The organism is Streptosporangium sp. NPDC005286 (assembly GCF_040607515.1).
Lineage (GTDB): Bacteria > Actinomycetota > Actinomycetes > Streptosporangiales > Streptosporangiaceae > Streptosporangium.
The window spans coordinates 12,192-34,323 of the sequence record NZ_JBEXGU010000076.1 but is presented as its reverse complement, the minus strand read 5'-3'; the positions used below and the strand labels follow the sequence as shown (position 1 = coordinate 34,323).

The 22,132-nt window shown below is 74.6% G+C and carries 2 protein-coding genes; both read left to right on the top strand.

Annotation, left to right across the window (positions count from 1 at the left end; all coding sequences use genetic code 11):
- Nucleotides 1–3: 3 nt before the first annotated feature.
- Complete coding sequence (locus ABZU75_RS25540; protein ID WP_355558972.1) at nt 4–9,636, top strand: amino acid adenylation domain-containing protein; 9,633 nt, start codon at nt 4–6, stop codon at nt 9,634–9,636.
- A 32-nt stretch (nt 9,637–9,668) separates the two neighbouring features.
- Nucleotides 9,669–22,130, top strand: coding sequence for an amino acid adenylation domain-containing protein (locus tag ABZU75_RS25535; RefSeq protein WP_355558969.1), 12,462 nt, complete (start codon nt 9,669–9,671; stop codon nt 22,128–22,130).
- Nucleotides 22,131–22,132: the final 2 nt, after the last annotated feature.

Here is a 22,132-nt window from a genome sequence, read left to right as displayed (position 1 = left end):
AGCGTGACCCACGACGCACCGTCCGTACCCGCGCCCGAGGGCGCCGCCACACCGCCGTTCGGTGAAGGCGCCGAGTCACCGGGGGACCGGTGCCTGCTCGAACTGTTCGCCGAGCGGGTGCGCCGCGCCCCCGAGGCGACGGCCGTCGCCTCGGACGGGGAGTCGCTCGACTACGGGCGGCTCGACGCGCGGGCCAACCAGCTCGCGCACCACCTTCGCGCCTGCGGCGTCGGCCCGGACACGCTCGTCGGCGTCTTCGCGGAGCGCGGCGTGGAACTCGTCGTGGCGCTACTGGGAGTGCTCAAGGCCGGCGGCGCCTATCTGCCGCTGGACCCGGACAACCCGGCCGGCCGCCTGGCCTTCGCCATCGGCGACGCGGGCGCGGCCGCCGTCGTGACCCAGGCGCACCTGCGGGCTCGGCTGCCCGCGACGGCCGCGCGGGTGGTCTGCCTGGACGACGAGGGGCCGACGATCGCGGACCGGCCGGTCACCGAGCCCGACCGCCGGGCGGGCCCGATGAACCTGGCGTACGCGATCTACACCTCCGGCTCCACGGGGCGCCCCAAGGGCGTGCTGGTCGAGCGGCGGCAGCTCGCGAGCTACCTGGCCTGCTGCGAGCGCGACTACCCGGGGCTGGCGGGGGTCGCGCTGCTGCACTCGTCGACGTCTTTCGACCTGACGGTGACCGCGCTGTGGGGCACCCTCGCCGCGGGTGGCCGGATCGAGGTCGGCGAGCTGGACGGCGGCCGTCCCGGCGGCTCCGGAGACCGGCCGTCGTTCCTGAAGGTCACCCCCAGTCACCTGCCGATCCTGGAGAACCTGCCGGAGGATCGCTCGCCGACGGCGGAACTGGTGATCGGCGGGGAGGCACTCCAGGGCGAGGTGCTCGACCGGTGGCGGGCACGGCATCCCGGGGTGGCGGTGGTCAACGAGTACGGCCCGACCGAGGCGACGGTCGGCTGCGTCTCCTTCCGGGTCGAGCCGGAGGCGGGGCCGCTCCGGGGACCCGTCGCGATCGGCCGCCCGATGCGCGGCACCCGCGCCTACGCACTGGACCGATCCCTGCGACCCGTCCCGGAGGGCGTACCCGGAGAGCTGTACGTGGCGGGCGCCGGGCTGGCCCGCGGCTACCACGGCAGGCCGGGAGCGACCGCCGAGCGCTTCGTCGCCGACCCGTACGGCGGGCCGGGTGAGCGGATGTACCGCACCGGGGACCTGGTGCGGTGCCTGCCGGGAGGGGATCTGGAATACCTGGGGCGCACCGACGACCAGGTCAAGATCCGGGGCTATCGCGTCGAGCCGGGCGAGGTCGAGTCGGCGCTGGCCGGACATCCCGCGATCGCCCAGGTCGCCGTGGTGCCCTCCGGTGAGGGCTCGGGAGACACGCGCCTGCTGGCCTATCTCGTCCCGGCGGGCGAGGCGGCCCCGGCGGCGGCGGAGCTCCGCGAGTTCCTGGCCCGGACACTTCCCGAACACATGATCCCCTCGGTGTTCCGCACCCTGGACCGGCTGCCGCTGGCGGCCAGCGGCAAGCTCGACCGCGGGGCGCTGCCCGCGCCGGCCCGGCAGGACGGCACGGACGCCGGTTACGGAACCCCGCGCAACGACGCGGAGCGGGCGATCGCCGGCATCTGGGCCGAGGTACTGGGCGTCGACCGGGTCGGTGTCGAGGACGACTTCTTCGAGCTCGGCGGGAACTCCCTGCTCGCCTTCCGGGTGCTCCCGCGGATCAGGGCGGCACTCGGCGCCGAGCTTCCCGCCCGTGCCATCTTCAAGCTGCGCACGATCGCCGCGCTGGCGGCGTCGGTCACCCCGGCCGCCACCGGGACCGGCAGTGGGGCCGGCAGTGGGGCCGGCAGTGGGGCCGACGGTGCCGTCGTGCCCGTGCCCCGCACCGGGGACCTGCCGCTCTCCTTCGCGCAGCGGCGGTTCTGGTTCTTCCACGAGTTCGACCCCGAGGCCGCCGACTACAACGTCCGGTTCGGCTACCGGCTGCTCGGCGAGCTCGATCCCGCCGCGCTGGAGTCGGCCCTGCGCGAGTTCGTCGCCCGGCACGAGTCGCTGCGGACGACCATCTCCTCGACCGGCGGCGAGCCGGTCCAGGTCGTCCACCCCGCAAAGGGCCTTCAGGTCCCGCTGACCGTCGTGGACGCCTCCGGGCTCGGCGAGGAGGAACTGGAGCGCCTGCTGCGCCGGGAGGTGAGCCTCCCGTTCGACCTGGGACGCGGCCCCGTGCTGCGGATGACGCTGCTGCGCCGTGCCGAACGCGAGCATCTGCTGGTGCTGGCCGTGCACCACTCGGTGATCGACGCCTGGTCCATGAACGTGCTCGCCGACGAGCTGAGCAGGCTGTACGGCGCCGCCAGGGAGGGCGGCCGGGCCGAGCTGGCACCGCTGGCCGTGCAGTACGCCGACTACGCCGTCTGGCAGCGCGAACGCTGGACGGAAGAGGCCATGCGGGACCAGCTCGGCTACTGGCGGGAACAACTGGCCGGTCTGTCACCCCTCGAACTGCCCACCGATCGGCCGCGCCCGGCGGTGCGCTCCTCCGCCGGAGCGGCACACCGTTTCACCCTGCCCCCTGAGCTCACCGCGGCGCTCAACGGGCTCGCCGCGCGCAACGACGCCACGCTGTTCATGACGCTGGTCGCCGCCTGCCAGGTACTGCTCGCCCGCTACTCCTCCCAGCGGGACATCGCGGTCGGCACCCCCATCTCCGGGCGCGACCGCCCCGAGCTGGAACCGCTCATCGGCTGCTTCATCAACACCCTGGTGCTCCGGTCGGCGGTCGACGGGAACCTGTCCTTCACCGACTTCCTCGGCCGGGTGCACGAGACCGTGCTCGGCGCCTTCGGCAATCAGGACGTCCCGTTCGAACGCCTGGTGGACGAGCTGAGCGACGGCCGCGACCCGAGCCGGACCCCGCTGGTCCAGGCGATGGTGGCGCTGCAGAACGTACCGGAGAGGCCGCTGGAGTTCACCGGCGCGCGCACCGAGGGCTTCCGGCTCCCGCACGTGTCGGCGATCTTCGACCTCACCCTGGAGTTCGTCGAGCGCGACGGGGCGCTGGACGTGATGATCGAGTACAGCACCGACCTGTTCGACCGGGAGACGGCCGAGCGGATGGCCGGTCATCTGGAGGTCCTGCTGGCCGCGGTGGCCAAGGACCCCGACCGGCCGCTCGCCCGGCTGCCCCTGCTGACCGAGGCCGAGCGGCGGTCCCTGGCCGGATGGAACGGCCAGGTCAGGGACCGCCGCGCGGACCTCCCCGTGCACCGTCTGTTCGCCGAGCGGGTCCGGCGGGCACCGGACGCCGTCGCGCTGGAGTGCGGGGAGCGAAGGTGGACCTACGCCGAGCTGGACGAGCGCGCCAACCGGGTGGCCCACCGCCTGCGCGCCCTCGGCGTGGGTCCTGACGTGCCCGTCGTGGCGTGCGCGGAGCGCGGCCCCGAGCTGGTGGCGGGGCTCCTCGGCGTGCTGAAGGCCGGGGGCGCGTACGTGCCGCTCGACCCGGACACCCCACACGCGCGGCTGGCCTACGTGGTGGCCGACACCGGCGCGCCGGTCGTGCTGGTCGATCGCGCGACGGAGGGCCGGGCCCGCGACCTGGACGCCATGGTCGTGCCGCTGGACGCGGGCGACCCCGGCGAAACCCGCCAGGCGGTCACCGAGCCGGACATCGCCGTGGCCGGCGGGGACCTGGCCTACATCGTCTACACCTCCGGTTCCTCGGGCCGTCCCAAGGGCGTGATGGTCGAGCACCGGAACCTGTCCGACCTGTGCGCCTGGCATGTGGCGGAGTTCGAGGTGGTCAGCGAGGACCGGGCCTCGCAGGTCGCGTCGCTGGGATTCGACGCCGCCGTGTGGGAGGTGTGGCCCTACCTCTGCGCCGGAGCCCGGGTGGCCCTGCCCGACCGGGAGACGCTGGACGATCCCGCCGCGCTGGTGGACTGGTTCGCCAGGATGGGCACCACGATCTGCTTCCTGCCCACGCCCCGGCTGGACTCCGTCCTGGACGAGCCCGGATTCGCCGCCACCGGACTGCGCGCGATCCTGACCGGCGGGGACGTGCTCCGCCGCCGCCCGCGCCGGGGGACGCCGTACCGGCTGGTCAACAACTACGGTCCCACCGAGGCCACGGTCGTCGCCACCGCGGGCGACGTCACCTGGCAGGACGCCGGCCGGGCCGGGGGGCTGCCCCCCATCGGCTCGCCCGTCGCCAACACCGCCGCGTACGTCCTGGACGGCTACGCCAACCCGGTGCCCGTGGGGGTCGCCGGTGAGCTGTACCTCGCGGGCGCCGGTCTCGCCAGGGGCTACCTGAACCGGCCGGACCTGACCGCCGAGCGGTTCGTCGCCGACCCGTTCGGAGCCCCGGGCGGCCGGATGTACCGCACCGGGGACCTCGTCCGCCGGCTGCCCGGAGGGGAGCTGGAGTATCTCGGCCGCACCGACCAGCAGGTGAAGATCCGCGGCTTCCGGGTGGAGCCGGGGGAGATCGAGAGCGCGCTGCAGAGCCACCCGGGCGTGGCCGGGGCCGTCGTCGTGGCCACCGAGGCCAGGCCTGGCCACGAGCGCCTGGCGCTGACCGGATACGTGGTCCCCGCCGGTGACGCGGAGCCGGATCCCGCCGAGCTGCGAGCCTTCGCGGGCACGGTGCTGCCGGACCACATGGTGCCCGCCGCGATCGTCGTCCTGGAGGAGTTCCCACTGACCGTGCGGGGCAAGGTGGACCGTGCCGCCCTGCCGGCTCCCGGCGCCCCGCGGGACTCAGACGGCGGGTACGTCCCGCCGGGCGACCCGGTGCAGCGGGAACTGGCCGGGATCTGGGCCGAGGTGCTGGGCGTCGACCGGGTCGGTGTCGAGGACGGTTTCTTCGCCCTCGGCGGCGATTCCATCCTCGCCATCCAGCTCACCTCCAGGGCGCGGGGGGCGGGTCTGCGGCTCACCTCCAGGGACCTGTTCCGCTGGCAGACGATCGCGGCGCTGAGCCCTCACGTGACCGAGGTGCGAAGCCCCGGGAGCACGGAGGGCACAGAGGGCACGGAGAGCGCAGGGCCGGGCGGCCGGGCGCCGCTGACCCCCATCCAGCACTTCCTCTTCGAGAGGTTCACGGTTCCCGAGGTCTTCAACCATTTCGTCACCGTGGAACTGGCGGACGACGTCGACGAGACGGCCCTGCGGGCGGCGGTCGCGGCACTGGTCGAGCGGCACGACGCGCTGCGGTCGCGCTTCGAGGTCACTCGGGGAGAGTGGTCGCAGCGCGTCGTGCCGGCGGGGGAGGAGGTGATCCTGCGCGGGGCCGACCTGTCCGGCGTCGCCGACGCCGAACTCGACGCCGCCGTCGAGCGGGAGACGGCGGCCGCGCAGGCCCGTGTCGACTTCGGCGACGGGCCGCTGATCGCGGCGGTACTGCTCAGCACCGGCCGTGGGCCGCGGCTGCTGCTGACCGCGCACCACCTCGTGGTGGACGGCGTGTCGTGGCGCATCCTGCTGGAGGACCTGCGCACCGCGTACCGGCAGATCCTTCAGGGGGAGAGCGTCGACCTCGGGCCCAGGACGACCTCGTTCCAGAACTGGAGCCTCCGCCTGGCCGGGCACGTCCAGGCCGGGGGCTTCGACGACGAGCTCGGCCACTGGGCGAAGGTGAGCCGTGCCGGGGCCGCGGCGGCCCTGCCCCTCGACGGACCCGGCAACGGGCCCCTCGGCGGGCCTTTCGGCGGGCGGGGCCCGAACACCGTGGAGAGCGTCCGCGAGGTGTCCGTCGAACTCGACGAGACCACCACCCGGGCCCTGCTCCGCGAGGTTCCCGGCGTCTACCGCACCGAGATCACCGACGTGCTGCTGGCCGCCCTGGCCCGGGTCGTGTCCGGATGGGCCGGGCGCGACCGCGTCCTGCTCGGTCTGGAGGGCCACGGACGGGAGGAGATCTTCCCCGACGTGGACCTCACGCGCACGGTCGGGTGGTTCACCAGCTACTTCCCCCTGGCACTGGACGTCCCCCGCGGACAGGATCTGGGCGGCCTCCTCAAGTCGGTCAAGGAGCAGGTGCGGGCGGTTCCCCGGCGCGGCCTGGGGTACGGCGCGCTGCGTTACCGGGACGGGTCCGCGCTCGCCGGCGATCCCGTCCCCCAGATCTGCCTCAACTACCTCGGCCGGTTCGACACCGAGGCCGGGGACGGGGACCTCTACCGGGAGATCTCCGGCATCGAGCTGTTCCAGGATCCACGCGACAACCGGCCGCACGTGCTCGACGTCGTCGGCTCCATCAGGTCCGGACGGCTCCAGGTCACCTGGTACTACTCGCCGAACCTGCACGAGCCCGCCACCGTCGAGCGCCTGGCCCACGAGTTCGCCGCGACCGTGGAGCGGATCGTCGGGCACTGCGCGGAGCCGGGCGCGGGCGGCCGCACCCCCTCGGACTTCCCGCTGGCCCGTCTGGACCAGGCGAGCCTCGACGCGCTGGTCGGCACCGGCCGCACGGTGGCGGACGTCTACCCCCTCACCCCCACCCAGAGCGGCATGCTCTTCGACTGCCTGATGGCACCCGGCTCCGACGTCTACACGGCCCGGTTCGAGATGGTGGTCGAAGGGGTGGCCGTCCCCGAGGCGCTCGGCGAGGCGTGGCGGCTCGTCGCGGAGCGGACCCCGGTGCTGCGCACCTCCGTCGCCTGGGAGGGGCTCGACCACCCGCTCCAGGTGGTCCACCGGAAGGCCCGGCTGCCGATCGCCCATCACGACTGGCGTGGCCTGCCGGAGGAGGAGCAGGGAGCGGAGCTGGAGCGGCTGCTCGCGCGGGACCGGCAGGCCGGGCTGGACCTCGCCGCGTCCCCGCCCACCCGGCTGGCGATCATCCGGCTCGACGACACCCGGGTGCGGGTCGTCTGGACCCTGCACCACATCCTGCTGGACGGGTGGAGCGTCCACCGGCTGCTCGCGGACGTGCTCTCCTGTTACGCCGCGCGCCGCGAGGGGCGGGACTGGCGGCCGGCGGCCCGCCGCCCCTTCCGCGACCACGTCGAGTGGCTGCTCGGCCTGGACGACACCGACGCCGAGGCGTACTGGCGCGAGGCGCTCGCCGGGTTCACGGAGCCGACGCCCCTGCCGTACGACCGGCCGCCCGCACCGGACCACCGGCCCAGGGCGGCAGGCCGGGTGAACGTGAAGCTGCCGGCCTCGGTCTCGCGGCGGCTCGCCGAACACGCCAGGAACGGCCGGCTCACGCTCAACACCCTCCTGCAGGGAGCCTGGGGGATCCTGCTCTCCCGCTACGGCGGCGAGCCGGACGTCTGCTTCGGCGCGACGGTCTCCGGCCGTCCCGCGGACCTGACCGGCGCGGAGTCCATGATCGGCATATTCATCGAGACGCTGCCGGTCCGGGTCGCCGTGGACGAGAGCCGCGCCCTGCTGCCGTGGCTGCGCGAGCTGCAGGAGGAGCAGGCGCGGGCGCGCGAGCACGACTCCGTGTCGCTGCCCCGGGTGCGCTCCTGGAGCGAGCTGCGACCCGGCGCCCAGCTCTTCGAGAGCGTCGTGGTCTTCGAGAACTACCCGATCGACCACGCCCCGGCCGGCGCCGCCGGCGTGCGGCTGCGGGACGTCGACGCCGCCGAGGTGAACGGCCACCCCCTCAACCTGGTCGTCTATCCGGGCGAGGAACTGTCCTTCGTGCTGCTCCACGACGGGGCGCTGTTCGAGGCCGCGACCGTACGGCGGCTCGGCGAGAACCTGGCCGTGCTGCTGGAGGAGATCGCGGCCGACCCGGAACGGACCATCGGGTCGCTGCCCTCGCAGACCCGGCGCGAACGGCGCCGGATGCTGGTGGAGTGGAACGACACGGCCCACGACACCCCCGCGCGGTGCGTGCACGAGCTGTTCGCCGAGCGGGCGCGCGCCGTTCCCGGCGAGCCGGCCGTGGTGTCGGAGGGGGAGAGCCTCGGCTACGCCGAGCTGGACGAGCGCGCCGACCGGCTGGCGCGCCACCTGGCGTCCCTGGGGGTGACCGCGGAGTCGCGGGTGGCCGTCCTCCAGGCGCGCACGGCCGACGCGCTGGTCTCGATGCTCGCGGTGCTCAAGGCCGGCGGCACCTACGTCCCCCTGCACCCGAGCTACCCGCCCGACCGGCTGCGCTGGATCCTGCGGGACACCGCGGCGGTGGCCGTGCTGACGGACCGGGCGACGGTCTCGAAGATCGGCGGGCTCGGGGCGCGGGTACTGGTGGTGGACGGCGACGCGGCCCTGGACGGTCCCCCGCTCGCGGGCCCGGCCGCCGTGGCCGACCCCGACCGGCTGGCGTACGTGATGTACACCTCCGGCTCGACCGGGGTCCCCAAGGGCGTGGCGGTCACCCACCGCAACATCGTGAGCCTGGCCACGGACCGGCGGTGGCGCTCGGGAGGGCACGAGCGTGTTCTCTTCCACTCCCCGCACGCCTTCGACGCGGCCACCTACGAGATGTGGGTCCCGCTGCTGGCCGGCGGCCGGGTGGTGGTCGCCCAGGGCGAGCTGGACGCCCGGAGCCTGCGGCGCCTGGTCGCCGGGCACGGCGTCACCGGGATGTTCCTCACCACGGCGCTGTTCAACCTCTTCGCCGAGGAACTGCCCGAGTGCTTCGCCGGGCTGCGCGAGGTGTGGACGGGAGGCGAGGCCGCCTCGCCGGCGGCGATGCTGCGGGTGATGGAGCGCTGCCCGGCGACGGAGGTGCACCACTGCTACGGCCCCACCGAGGCCACGACCTTCGCCACCTGCCGTGAGATGACGCCGGAGCTCGCCGGGTCCGGTGCCGCACCGATCGGCCGCCCGATGGACAACACGCGTGCCTACGTGCTGGGCCGCGATCTCGCTCCGGTACCGCCCGGCGCCCCCGGCGAGCTGTACCTCGCGGGAAGCGGTCTGGCCAGGGGCTACCTCGGCAGGCCCGCGCTCACCGCCGAGCGGTTCGTCGCCGATCCGTTCGACGCCGGGGGCCGCCTGTACCGCACCGGGGACAGGGTCCGCTGGAGCGCGGACGGCGACATCGAGTTCCTCGGCCGGACCGACGACCAGGTGAAGATCCGCGGGTTCCGCATCGAGACCGGCGAGGTCGAGGCCGCGCTGCGGGCCCGGCCGGACGTGGCCGAGGCGGTGGTCGTCGCGCGCGAGGAGGCGCCGGGGCGCAGGCATCTCGTGGGCTACGTGGTGCCGGTCGCGGGATGCGCGCGGCCCTCGCCCACGGACCTGGCCCGGTCGCTGGCCGAGCGGCTGCCCGCCTACACGGTCCCCTCCGCGTTCGTGTCCCTGGACCGGCTGCCGCTGAACGCCAACGGCAAGGTGGACCGGCGGGCGCTGCCGGAACCGGAGAGCAGGGGAGCCGTGCGCGCCGCCTACGCCGCCCCGCGCACCCCGACCGAGGAGGCCCTCGGCCGGATCTGGGCGGAGGTGCTCGCGGTCGAGCGGGTCGGGGTGGACGACAACTTCTTCGACCTGGGCGGCGACTCCATCACCAGCCTGCGGGTGACCTCCAGGGTGCGGCGCGCGTTCGACGTCGAGATCTCCCCGAGGGAGCTCTTCACCGCCCCGACCGTCGGCGCCCTGGCCGAGGTGGTGCAGGACATGATCCTGGCGTCCTTCGAACGGGTCGCCCAGAGCCAGGGCTCGTGAACAGGCCAGCGGAACCCGGACGGGAGAACACATTGAACGCCCCCTCTTCGCGTGACGGCCGGGTGGCCGCACTGCCCGACCACCTGCGCGAGGCGATGCTCCGGCGGCTGGCCGGCGAGGCCCCCGCCTCCCCGGAGAGGGAGGGGATCCCGCGGACCCCCTCGCGGGAGGCGTCGCCGCAGTCACCGGCCCAGCAGCGGCTCTGGTTCAGGTACGAGCTGGACCCCCAAAGCGCCGAGTACATCGTCCCGCTGGTGCTCCGGCTGACCGGTGACCTGGACCTGGACGTGCTCAGGCTCGCCGTCAACCGCCTGGTGGAGCGGCACGAGTCGCTGCGCACCACCTTCGACTCGGTGAACGGCAGGGGCGTGCAGACCGTACAGCCGGCCGCGGAGGTGCCGATCCAGGTCACGCGGGCGCGCGTGCCCGCGGACGGCGACCGTGAGGCGCCGGTGCGCGACTGGCTGCTACGGGAGGCGGAGCGCCCCTTCGACCTGCGCCGGGGCCCGGTGTTCCGGGCCGGACTGCTGAGGCTCGGGCCGGACGAGCACGTGCTGGCCCTCAGCACGCACCACATCGTCACCGACGGCTGGTCCATGGGCGTGTTCGCCGAGGAGTTGAACGCGCTGTACGCCGCGGGGATCGCGGGCGAGCCGTCTCCGCTTCCGCCGCTGCCCCTGCGTTACGCCGACTTCGCCTCCTGGCAGCAGGACCGGGTGTCCGGTACGGCACTGGACGGCATGCTCGCCCACTGGCGCGAGCGGCTCGACGGGCTCGCCCCGCTGGATCTGCCCACCGACCGGCTGCGGCCGCCGGTCAGGACCTCGGCGGGCGCGGCCCATGTCTTCGAGGTGCCCCCGGCCGTGCTGTCGCGGCTGAGGGAGACGAGCCGCGAGCACGGCGCCACCCTGTTCATGACCCTGGTCGCCGCCGTGCAGATCCTGCTCGCGCGCTACTCCGGGCAGCGGGACGTCGCGGTCGCCACCGCGACCAGCGGCCGTGGCCGGGTCGAGCTGGAGGGGCTGATCGGCTTCTTCGTCAACACCCTGGTACTGCGCTGCCAGGTCGACGAGTCCCTGCCGTTCACCGCCTTCCTGGGCGAGGCGCGCTCCACGGTCCTGGACGCCTTCGACAACGACGAGGTGCCCTTCCAGCGGCTCGTGGAGGTCCTGCGGCCCGAGCGCGACCCCAGCCGGCTCCCGCTCGCCGAGGTCGCGGTCAACCTGCAGAACGCGCCGCGCGGGGTCGTCGAGCTGCCCGGCGTCCGGGTGGAGGAGATCCGTCCGCCGGTGCTGGTCGCGCCCATGGGCGTCTCGTTCGACTTCTACGAGCGTGACGGCGCGCTCGTCACCCACCTCGGATACAGCACGGACCTGTTCGACCCGGCCACCGCCGGGCGCATGGCCGGTCACCTGCTGACACTCCTGACCGCGATCGCGGACGACCCGGACCGGCCGATCGCCGACCTTCCCCTCCTGGACGCCGCGGAACACCGGCTGCTGACCGACACCTGGTGCGGCGAGGGCGGCGGCCCCGCGCCGCGCACGGTTCCCGAACTGTTCGCCGAGCAGGTCGCGGCCGACCCCTCGGCGGTCGCCGTCGTCCACGCCGGGCGGAGCCTCACCTACGGCGAGCTGGACGGGCGGGCGGACCGGCTGGCCCGGCTGCTGGCCGGGCGGGGCGCGGGTCCCGAACGGATCGTGGCCGTGGCCGTCCCCCGGTCGGCCGAGACCGTCGTCGCGATCCTCGCCGTCCTGAAGAGCGGTGCCGCGTACCTGCCGCTGGATCTCGACCACCCGGCCGAGCGCGTCCGGACGATGGTGGAGGACGCCGCTCCCATCCTCATCCTGACCACCACCGAGGTGGCGGAGCGGCTGCCGGGGGGCGTCCCCCTCGTCACGCTGGACGCGCCGGACACCGTGGCCCCGCTCGCCGAGCAACCCCGGACGCTCCGCTCAGACCCCGCGCATCCCGCCTACGTGATCTACACCTCCGGCTCCACCGGGCGCCCCAAGGCGGTCGTGGTGCCCCACACCGGCCTGTACGACATGGTGCTCACCCAGCGCGAGCGGCTGGGCGCGGGGCCGGGGACGCGGGTGCTGCAGTTCGCGTCCTTCAGCTTCGACGGGGCCTTCTGGGAGCTCATGCTCGCCCTGCTGTCCGGTGGCACGCTGGTGGTCGCCACCGCGGAGGAGCGGGCGCCGGGAGCTCCGCTGGCCGAGCTCATCGGCTCCGAGCGTCTCACCCACCTCACCCTGCCCCCGACCGCGCTGACCGTGCTGCCCGCCGACGCCGTCCCCGAGGGGACGACCCTGGTCGTCGCGGGTGAGGCGTGCCCCCCGGGCCTGGTGCGGGACTGGTCGGCCGGACGGCGGATGTTCAACGGCTACGGGCCGACCGAGTCCACGATCGGCGCCACCATGACGCGGGCGCTGACTCCCGACGACGCCCGCACCGGGACGGTGCCCATCGGCCGCCCGTTCCGCAGCGTCCGCGCCTACGTGCTGGACGACCGGCTGCGTCCGGCGCCCGTCGGCGTCCCCGGTGAGATCTATCTCGCCGGGCCCCGCCTGGCCCGCGGCTACCTGCGCCGTCCCGGACTGACCGGCGAGCGGTTCGTCGCCGACCCGTACGGCCCGCCGGGCACCCGCATGTACCGCACCGGCGACCGCGCGCGCTGGCTGCCGGGAGGCGAGCTGGAGTACGCGGGCCGCGCCGACGACCAGGTCAAGATCAGAGGTTTCCGGGTCGAGCTCGGCGAGGTCGAGGCCGTCATGTCCGGGCACCCCGCGGTGGACACGGCGGCGGCGGCCGTCAGCTACGGCACCCGGGGCGACCTGCGCCTCGTCGGCTATCTCGTCCCCGCCGCCTCCGGCGGACCCGACCCGGCCCAGCTGCGCGCCTTCCTGCGGGCGAGACTGCCCGAGCACATGGTGCCCTCGGCGTTCGTCACGCTGGAACGCCTGCCGCTGACGGTCAACGGCAAGGTGGACCGGCGCGCGCTGCCCGAGCCCACCGGCGACCGCGAGGCCGGGACACGCTACGTCGAGCCCCGCACACCCGCGGAGAGGATCCTCGCCGAGGTCTGGTCGGAACTGCTCGGCGTGGACCGGGTGGGCGTGGACGACAACTTCTTCGACCTCGGGGGCGACTCCATCCTGGGCCTGCGGGTCGTGGCCCGCGCCCGCGAGGCCGGGTTGCGCGTGACGGCCAGACAGACCTTCCTGCGCCAGACCGTCGCGGAACTGGCCGCGGAGGCGGTCGCCGAGGAACAGCCACGCGCCGAGCAGCGGGCGGTGTCGGGAGAGGTCCCGCTCACGCCCGTGCAGCACTGGTTCTTCGAGAACCTCGCCGACAGCGTCGACCGGTTCAACCAGGCGATGTTCGTCGAACTCGACGAGGAGCCCGACGAGGAGGCGTTGCGCGCCGCCCTGGCCGCGCTGCCCGCCCACCACGACGCCCTGCGCCTGCGCGCCGAGCACGACGGCGGGCGGTGGCGGCAGCACAACGCCGCCGCCGAGGACGGCGAGCCGCTGCGGCGGATCGACCTGTCCAAGATCGGTGCCGCCGACCGGGAGACGCGGATGCGCGAGGAGATCCTGGCCGCGCAGCAGGGGTTCCGGCTGGACACCGGCCCGCTTTTCCAGGCGCTGCTCTTCGTGCTCGGCGACGCGCACCGCCCCCGGCTGTTCCTGACCGCCCACCATCTCGTGGTCGACGCCGTCTCCTGGCAGATCCTGCTGCCGGACCTGGAGACCGCCTACCGGCAGGCCGAGGCGGGCCAGGACATCCGGCTCCCCGCCAAGACGACCTCCTTCCTGGAGTGGGCCCACCGTCTCGCGGACCACGTGGCGGCGGGCGGCCTCGACCACGAGCTGGACCACTGGACCCGCCTGGACGAGGTCGCGGCCGGGGCCGCCGCGCTGCCGGTGGACATCGCCGGAGAGCACGGGACCGGCGGGCACGGCGGGCACGGCGGGCACGGCGGGCACATCGAGAACACTGTCGCGTCCACGCGTACCGTGACCGCGCGGCTGAGCGCGGAGAGCACCCGGGCGCTGCTGCGCGACGTGCCCGAGGTCTACCGAACCCAGATCAACGACGTGCTGCTCGCCGCGCTGGGCAGGGTGCTGTGCGAGTGGACCGGCGGCGACACCGCCCTCGTCGAGATGGAGGGCCACGGCCGCGCCGACCTGTTCCCCGGCGTCGACCTGTCGCGGACCGTCGGCTGGTTCACCACGGTCTTCCCCGTCGCGCTGCGCCTCCCGGCCGCGCCCGGCTGGGGGGAGACGCTCAAGTCGGTCAAGGAGCAGCTTCGCGCGGTGCCGAGCCAGGGGCTGGGATACGGCGCGCTGCGCTATCTCGGCGCGCCCGGCGGCCGGCCGCCGGGCCGCGTTCCCCAGGTGGGGTTCAACTACCTCGGGCGCGTCGAGGCCGGATCCGGCGGCCGAGGCGGGCTGCTGCGCGGGCGGCTGCCCCACCCCGGCGCCGAGCGGAGCCCGGGGCAGATCAGGCGGCACCTGCTTGAGATCACCGGGCTCGTCGACGGCGACGAGCTGGAGTTCCGCTGGACGTACTCGGCGGCCGTGCACCGCGGGGAGAGCGTCGAGGCGCTGGCGGAGCGGGTGATGTCGGCGCTGGCGGAGATCGTCGAGCACTGCGCGGAGCCGGGCGCGGGCGGCTGCACCCCCTCGGACTTCCCGCTCGCCGGGCTGGACCAGGCCACGGTGGACCGGCTGGCCGGCGACGGCAGGGGAATCGAGGACGTCTACCCGCTGACGCCCATGCAGCACGGCATGCTCTTCCACTCGCTGGCCGAGCCCGAGTCGGACATCTACGCCGGTCACTACTCGATGGTCCTGGAGGGGGTCACCGATCCGGTGGCGCTGGCCGAGGCATGGCAGCGGGTCGTCGACCGCACGCCCGCCCTGCGTACGGCGGTGATCTGGGAGGGCGTCCCCGAGCCCGTGCAGGTGGTCCACCGCGGGGTGCGGCTCCCCGTCACCCACCACGACCTCCGGGACCTGCCGGAGGCCGAGCGGCGGCAGGCGGTGCGGAGGCTGTGGGAACGCCGGGCCGAGCGGCGGCTGGACCTGGCCGTCGCGCCGCTGGCCAGGCTGGACCTCGTGCGGCTGTCCGAGACCGAGGTGCGACTGCTGTGGGCGGCCCACCACATGACGCTGGACGGCTGGAGCTCCTCGCACGTGCTGTCGGAGGTGTTCGAACAGTACGCCGCCCTCACCACGGGGCGGACCGGCACGGTGACGCACCGCCCGCCCTACCGGGAGTACGTCGGGTGGCTGGCACGCCAGGACCAGGCCGAGGCGGAGCGGCACTGGCGGGGGGTGCTCGCGGGCATGACCGCGCCGACCCGGCTGCCGTTCGACAGGCCGGTGGCGCGGGCCCACGGGGCGCGTTCCTCCAGGGAGGTGCGGCTACGGCTGCCGGAGGAGCTGTCCGGGGCGCTGTACGAGTGCGCCAGGGACGCCCGGCTGACCGTCAACACCCTGTTGCAGGGCGCGTGGGCGCTGCTGCTCTCCCGCTACGCGGGGGAGCGGGACGTCTGCTTCGGCGCGACGGTCTCCGGCCGGCCGGCCGGGCTCGCCGGTTCGGAGTCGATCATCGGGCTCTTCGTCGACGTGGTGCCGGTCAGGACGGAGGCGGCCGGCACCGAGCGGGTGATGTCCTGGCTGCGGGGCCTGCAGGACGCGCAGGCCGCGTCCCGCGAGTACGAGTACCTGTCGATGGCGCGGATCCACGCGTGCGCCGAGGTGCCCAGGGGCACCAACCTGTTCGACAGCGTCGTGGTGTTCGAGAACTACCCGTACGACCCCGACGCGGCGGCCAGGCACGGGCTGCGCGTGCGCGACCACCGGGGCGAGGAGCAGACCAACTACCCGCTCACGCTCACCGCCCACGCGGCACAGGAGCTGACCCTGGCGCTGGGGTACGACCCCGCCTCGTTCGACGAGCCGACGGTGGAACGCATGGCGGGGTACCTGGAGACGGTCCTCGCCGCGATCGTGTCCGCCCCCGAGAGCCCGGTGGCGGACCTGCCGGTGCTCACCGCGCCCGAGCGGGAGCGGTTCCTGGGGGAGTGGAACGGCCCCGCCGTGGAGTTCACGCCCGCCAGGTGCGTCCACGAGATCTTCACAGAGCAGGCCGGGCGCACCCCGGACGCCGTCGCCGTCAGCCACGGTGACGGCGAGCTCACCTTCGCCGGGCTGGAGGAGCGGGCCAACCGGCTGGCCCACCGCCTGGTGGAGCTGGGGGCGGCCCCCGGCGTGCCGGTGGGGGTGTGCGTCGAGCGCGGCGTGGACGCCGTGGTCGCGCTGCTGGGGGTGCTGAAGGCGGGAGGCGCCTTCGTGCCGCTCGATCCCGGCTACCCGCCCCGGATGCTGGCGACCATGCTGGAGGACGCGTCGGCCCCGGTCGTGGTGACCCAGCGGCGGCTGCTGGACCGGGTGGCCGGGTCCCCGGCGTCCTTCGTCTGCCTGGACCGGGACCGGGCCGTCCTCGACGGCCTGCCCGCGTCGCCGCCGGACGTCGCCGTGACCCCGGCGGACCTGGCCTACATCGTCTACACCTCGGGATCCACCGGCCGCCCGAAGGGGGTGATGGTCGAGCACCGCAACGTCCACCACATGGTGCGCGCCTGGGACGCCCGCTACGGACTGTCCGGGACGCGGCCTCGGTCCCTGTCGGTGTCGAGCCTCTCGGTGGACCTGTTCTTCGGCGACTTCCTGCTGTCGGCCCTGTTCGGCGGGACGATGGCGGTGTGCCCGGCCGAGGCGGTGGCGGACCCGCCCACCCTGCTGGAGACGCTGGCCCGCACCCGGGCGGAGATCCTGGTGACGGTCCCGTCACTGGCCAGGGCCCTGGTCCAGGAGGCCGGGCGGCGCGGCGTGCGGCTGGATTCGCTGCGCGTCCTGATGGTCGGCTCGGAGGGCTGGCCGACCGGCGACTCCGAGGAGGTGCTGCGCGGGGTGGGACCGGACACCGTGGTCGTCAACGCCTACGGCGCGACCGAGACGACCGTGGACTCCACGGTCTTCCAGCTGGGCGGCGATCCGGTGGGCGAGGCGGCGTTCGTCCCGATCGGACGGCCACTGGTCAACACTCGCGTCTACGTGCTGGACGGGGAGATGCGCCCGGTGCCGCTCGGCGTCGCCGGAGAGCTCTACATCGGCGGCGACGGGGTGGCGCGGGGCTACTGGAACCGTGCCGAGCTGTCCGCGGAGCGGTTCCTGACCGACCCGTTCGCGCCCGGTGCCGAGGGCCGGATGTACCGGACGGGAGACCTGGTGCGCCGCCGCGCCGACGGGAACCTGGAGTTCATGGGACGGGCGGACGACCAGGTCAAGATCAGGGGATTCCGGGTGGAGCTGGGCGAGATCGAGTCGGCGCTGGCCCGCCACCCCCGCGTCGCCGCCGCCGCGGTCGCCGCCTGGGAGGACGCCCCCGGCCGCGTCCGGCTGACGGGCTACGTGGTGTCCGCGGGCGAGCCGGCGGACGCCCGGGAGCTGAAGGAGTTCCTCAGCGGGGTCCTGCCGGGACACGCCGTACCGTCGGGGTTCGTGACCCTGGAGGCGCTGCCGCTGAGCCCGAGCGGCACGCTGAACCGCCGCGCGCTGCCCGACCCCGGCAGGGGCGCCGACACCGGCACGGCGTACGTCGCCCCCCGCGACGCGACCGAACGCCTGCTGGCCGCGATCTGGGCCGAGGTGCTCGGAGTGGACGCCGCCCGGGTCGGGGTGCACGACAACTTCTTCGACCTCGGCGGCGACTCGATCCTCAGCATCCAGATCATCTCGCGGGTCCGGGCCGCGCTCGGCTCGGCGCCGCCGCCCAGGCAGCTCTTCGACACGCCGACCATCGCGACGCTCGCCCCCCTGCTCGGCGGGGCCGACCCGGGCGGCGGCCGGCGCGAGATCGAGGTGGTGGACCGCGACGACGACCTGCCGCTCTCCTTCGCCCAGCAGCGGCTGTGGTTCCTCGACGCGTTCGAACCCGGCGGCACCGGATACAACACGGCCCTCGCCCTGCGACTCCGCGGCGAGCTGGACGCCGGTGCGGCCCGGATCGCCCTGCGGCGGCTGGTAGGGCGGCACGAGTCGCTGCGCACCACGTTCGGCGACGTCGGGGGACGGGGCACGCAGACGATCCATCCCCCCTCCGAGGCGGCCTTCGAGGCGGCCTTCGAGACGGTGGACCTGGAGGGGACACCCGCGGGCGAGCGCGAGGCCGCGCTGTGGCGGCAGCTCGAACAGGAGGCGTCGCGCCCTTTCGACCTGCGGCGTGGCCCGCTGTTCCGGGCCGTGCTGATCCGCCTGGACGCCGCCGACCACGTGCTGGCGCTGCTCATGCACCACATCGTGACCGACGGGTGGTCGATGGGGGTGCTCACCGAGGACTTCGCCGCCTTCTACTCCGCCGAGACGCGCGGCGAGCGGCGCGAACCCGCGCCGCTCCCCATACGGTACGCGGACCACGCCGCCTGGCAGCGGGAGCACCTGGAGGGGCCGGCGCTCGACGGGCACATCGGCTACTGGAAGCGGCGGCTCGACGGGATCGCCCCGCTGGCACTGCCCGTGGACCGGCCGAGACCCGCCGTGCGCGCCTCCGCCGGCGCGACGCACACGGTGGAGATGCCGCCCGAGGTGGTGGACCGGCTGCGAACCGTGGCACGCGGGCACGACGCCACCCTGTTCATGGTGCTGGCCGCCGCCACGCAGCTGCTGCTCGCGCGCTACTGCGGCCAGCAGGACGTCGCGGTGGGCACGGCGACCTCGGGCCGCAACCGGGCCGAACTGGAGGGGCTGGTCGGTTTCTTCGTCAACACCGTGGTGCTGCGCTCCCTGGTGGACGAGTCCTCGTCCTTTGGGAAGCTGCTCTCCCAGGTCCGTGCGACGGTGCTTGACGCGTTCACCCACGACGACGTGCCGTTCGAGCGGCTGGTGGAGATCATGCGGCCCGAGCGGGACCCCAGCCGCACCTCTCTGGTCGAGGTCATGGTGGTGCTGGAGAACACCCCGGCGCGGGAGGAGGGCCTGCCGGGGCTGCGCGCCGAGACGCTGCTCGTCACGAGCGGCGAGGTCAGCCACGACCTGATCGTGAACTTCTACGAGCACCGGGGCGCGCTGACCGTGGCCGTCGCCTACAGCACCGGCCTGTTCGACGAGACCACGATCGAGCGCATGACCAGGCACCTGGTGATGCTGCTCGACGCCGTGGCGCAGGATCCGGAGCGCCGGTTGTCGGAGGTTCGCCTGCTGACCACTGCCGAGCGCGAGCGGTCGCTGGTGAAGTGGAACGACACCGGCAGGGAGATCCCGCGGGCCGACCTCTCCAGGCTCTTCGAGGACCAGGTCGCCGCCACCCCGGACGCGACCGCGCTGGTCCGCGGGAACCTCACGCTCACGTACGCGGAGCTGAACGCGCGCGCCAACCGGCTCGCCCATCACCTGGGCTCGAGGGGTGTCGGCCCGGAGACGCTGGTGGGGCTGGCCTTCCCCCGGACGGCGGACCTGGTGGTGGCGGCGCTCGCGGTGCTCAAGGCGGGCGCCGCCTACCTGCCGCTGGACCTCGAACACCCGCCGGAGCGCGTCGCGCTCCTCCTCCGGGACGCCGGCCCCGCGCTGGTGCTGACCGCCGGAGCCGAGGCCGAGATCCTGGCCGGTGCCTTCGAGGAGGTGCCCCGGATCCTTCTCGACGACCCCGAGGTGCTCGCCGCGCTGGACGGCTGCCCCGTCACCGACCCCGTCACCGGCGGATTCCATCCGGACGGCGCGGCCTACACCATCTACACCTCGGGCTCCACCGGCAGACCCAAGGGGGTGGTGGTCTCCCGGGGCAACCTGCGCAACTTCCTGGTGGACATGCGGGACCGGTTCGGCCTCGGCCCGCGCGACCGCCTGCTGGCGATGACGACGGTCGGGTTCGACATCGCGGGCCTGGAGCTGTTCGTGCCGCTGATCAGCGGTGCGACGGTGGTGCTGGCCGGCCGCGAGCTGGTCCACGACCCCTGGCGGCTGCGACAGGTCATCGCCGAGGAATCCGTGACGGTGATACAGGCGACGCCCAGCCTCTGGCGGGCGGTGGCCGAGGAGACCGGCCAGGCCCTCGCGGGCGTGCGGGTCCTCGTCGGCGGCGAGGCGCTGCCGGCGGACCTGGCCGGGACGCTGGCGGCCTCGGCGCGGTCGGTGACCAACCTGTACGGGCCGACGGAGACCACGATCTGGTCCACCACGGCGGCGGTCGAGGCGGGGAACACGGTGGCGCCCCCCATCGGAGTGCCGATCGCCAACACCCGGGTGTACGTGCTGGACCGGCTCTGCCAGCCGGTGCCCCCGGGCGTGCCGGGGGAGCTGTACATCGCCGGGGACGGCGTGGCCCGCGGCTACCTGGGCCGGCCCGCGCTGACCGCCGAACGCTTCGTCGCCGATCCGTTCGGTCCCGCCGGGGCGCGGATGTACCGTACCGGGGACATGGTCCGGTGGCGGGCCGACGGCGTGCTGACCTTCCTGGGCAGGGTCGACGACCAGGTGAAGATCCGGGGGTTCCGGATCGAGCCCGGTGAGATCGAGAGCGTCCTGCTCGGCCACCCGGGCGTCGCGTCCGCGGCGGTGGTGGTCAGGGAGGACCGGCCGGGCGACCGGCGGCTGGCCGCGTACCTGGTGCCCGCGGGGGACACGCCGCCGTCGGTCGCGGAGCTGCGCGACCACGCCAGGCGTTCCCTGCCCGGTTACCTGGTCCCCGCCTTCTTCGTCCTGCTGGAGGAGCTTCCGCTGACGTCGAGCGGGAAGGCCGACCGGCGCGCGCTGCCCGCTCCCGAGGGCGGTGCGGGGGCCGGGCGAGTCGCCCCGCGCGACGCGGCCGAGCGGCTGCTCGCCGGGATCTGGGCCGAGGTCCTCGGCATCGAGGCGGCCAGGATCGGTGTGCAGGACAACTTCTTCGACCTCGGCGGCGACTCGCTGCTGACCATGCAGGTCATCCACCGGGCCAGACACGCGGGGCTGCGCCTCTCGCCCAAGGATCTCTTCCTGCACCAGACCGTGGCACGGCTCGCGACGGCGGCCGGGCCGGGAGAGGCACCCGGCCCGCGGGTGGACGGCCCGGCACCCCTGACACCCGGCCAGCGCGAGTTCGTCGAGACCAGGGGGGCGTCCCCGCACCTCCTCGCCAGGCCGGTCCTCGTCGAGCTGGCCGAGGGGACCGCCGAGAAGGGACTGCGCACGGCCCTGGCCGCGCTGGTGGCCCGGCACGACGCGCTGCGCTCGCGCTTCGAGCACGCGGACGGCTCCTGGTGGCAGCGGGCCGCGCCGTCGGCCGCCGCCGGTGACCCGCTACGCCGGTTCGACCTCCGGGCCGCGGCCGGATCCGGCGCGGGAGAGGCCGCGGAGTCCGGCCCGCCGGAGATCACGGCCGTGCGGGAGGCGGTGGACAGGTTCGCGGCCGACGAGGCGGCCCGCGGCCTCGATCCGGCCGGGGAGCCGTTCCGGGCCTCGCTGCTGGACTTCGGGCCGGGCCGGCGGCCGTGGCTCTGCCTCACCGTGCACCCGCTGGCGGCCGACACCCGGTCCTGGCGAATCCTGCTCGACGACCTGGAGCGGGCCTACCGGCAGTCGGTGGCGGGAACGCCGGTGGACCTGGGACCGGAGCCCTCCTCCTTCCAGCACTGGGCGGGGATGCTGGCCGGGCACGCCGCGGAGGGCGGGTTCGACGAGGAACTGGCCTACTGGACCGCGCTGCCCGAGACCGCGCCGCCGCCCGGGGGGCCGGGTGAGGCGCCGCCGGTCGCGGGCGAGGTGTCCGTCTTTCTCGGGGAGGGCGAGAGCGGCGCGCTGCTGCGCGCGGCGCCCGCGGCGTTCCGCGCCGGGACCGGGGACGTACTGCTCGGCGCGCTGGGGCGGGTGCTGTGCCGCTGGACGGGCGCTGACCGCGTGCTGGTCGAGCTGGAGGGGCACGGCAGGGAGGAGATCTTCGACGGGGTCGACCTCTCCCGCACCGTCGGCCGGTTCGCCGGCACGTTCCCCGTCGTGCTCGGGGACACGCCCGGCGGGGCCCCGCCCGACTGGCCCGCGATCGTCAGGGCCGTACGCGGGCGACTGCGCGCCGTTCCGAGCGCCGGCCTGGGCTACGGGGTGCTGCGCCACCTCGCCCCGCGGGGCTCGGCTGCCCCGCGACCGCCTGGAGGGGACCGGCCACGGGTGGCCTTCGCCTTCCACGAGCCGGTCGACCCGGGCGAGAGCGTTCTCTACCGCTCGTTCCACTCCCCGCCGCCCGCCCGCCGGGCGGAGCCGGTCGCGCCGGGCACCCGGACCCTGGAGATCACCGCTTACCCGGCGGACGGCAGGCTGCGTTTCGACTGGCGCCACGTGGTCGGCGTGCACGACCGGGCCACGGTCGAGCGCCTGGCGGAGGACCTCCTGGAGGCGCTGCGCGCCGTCGCCGCACACATCGATCCGGCCGCCGGCCGGGCGGAGAGGGAGTGAGC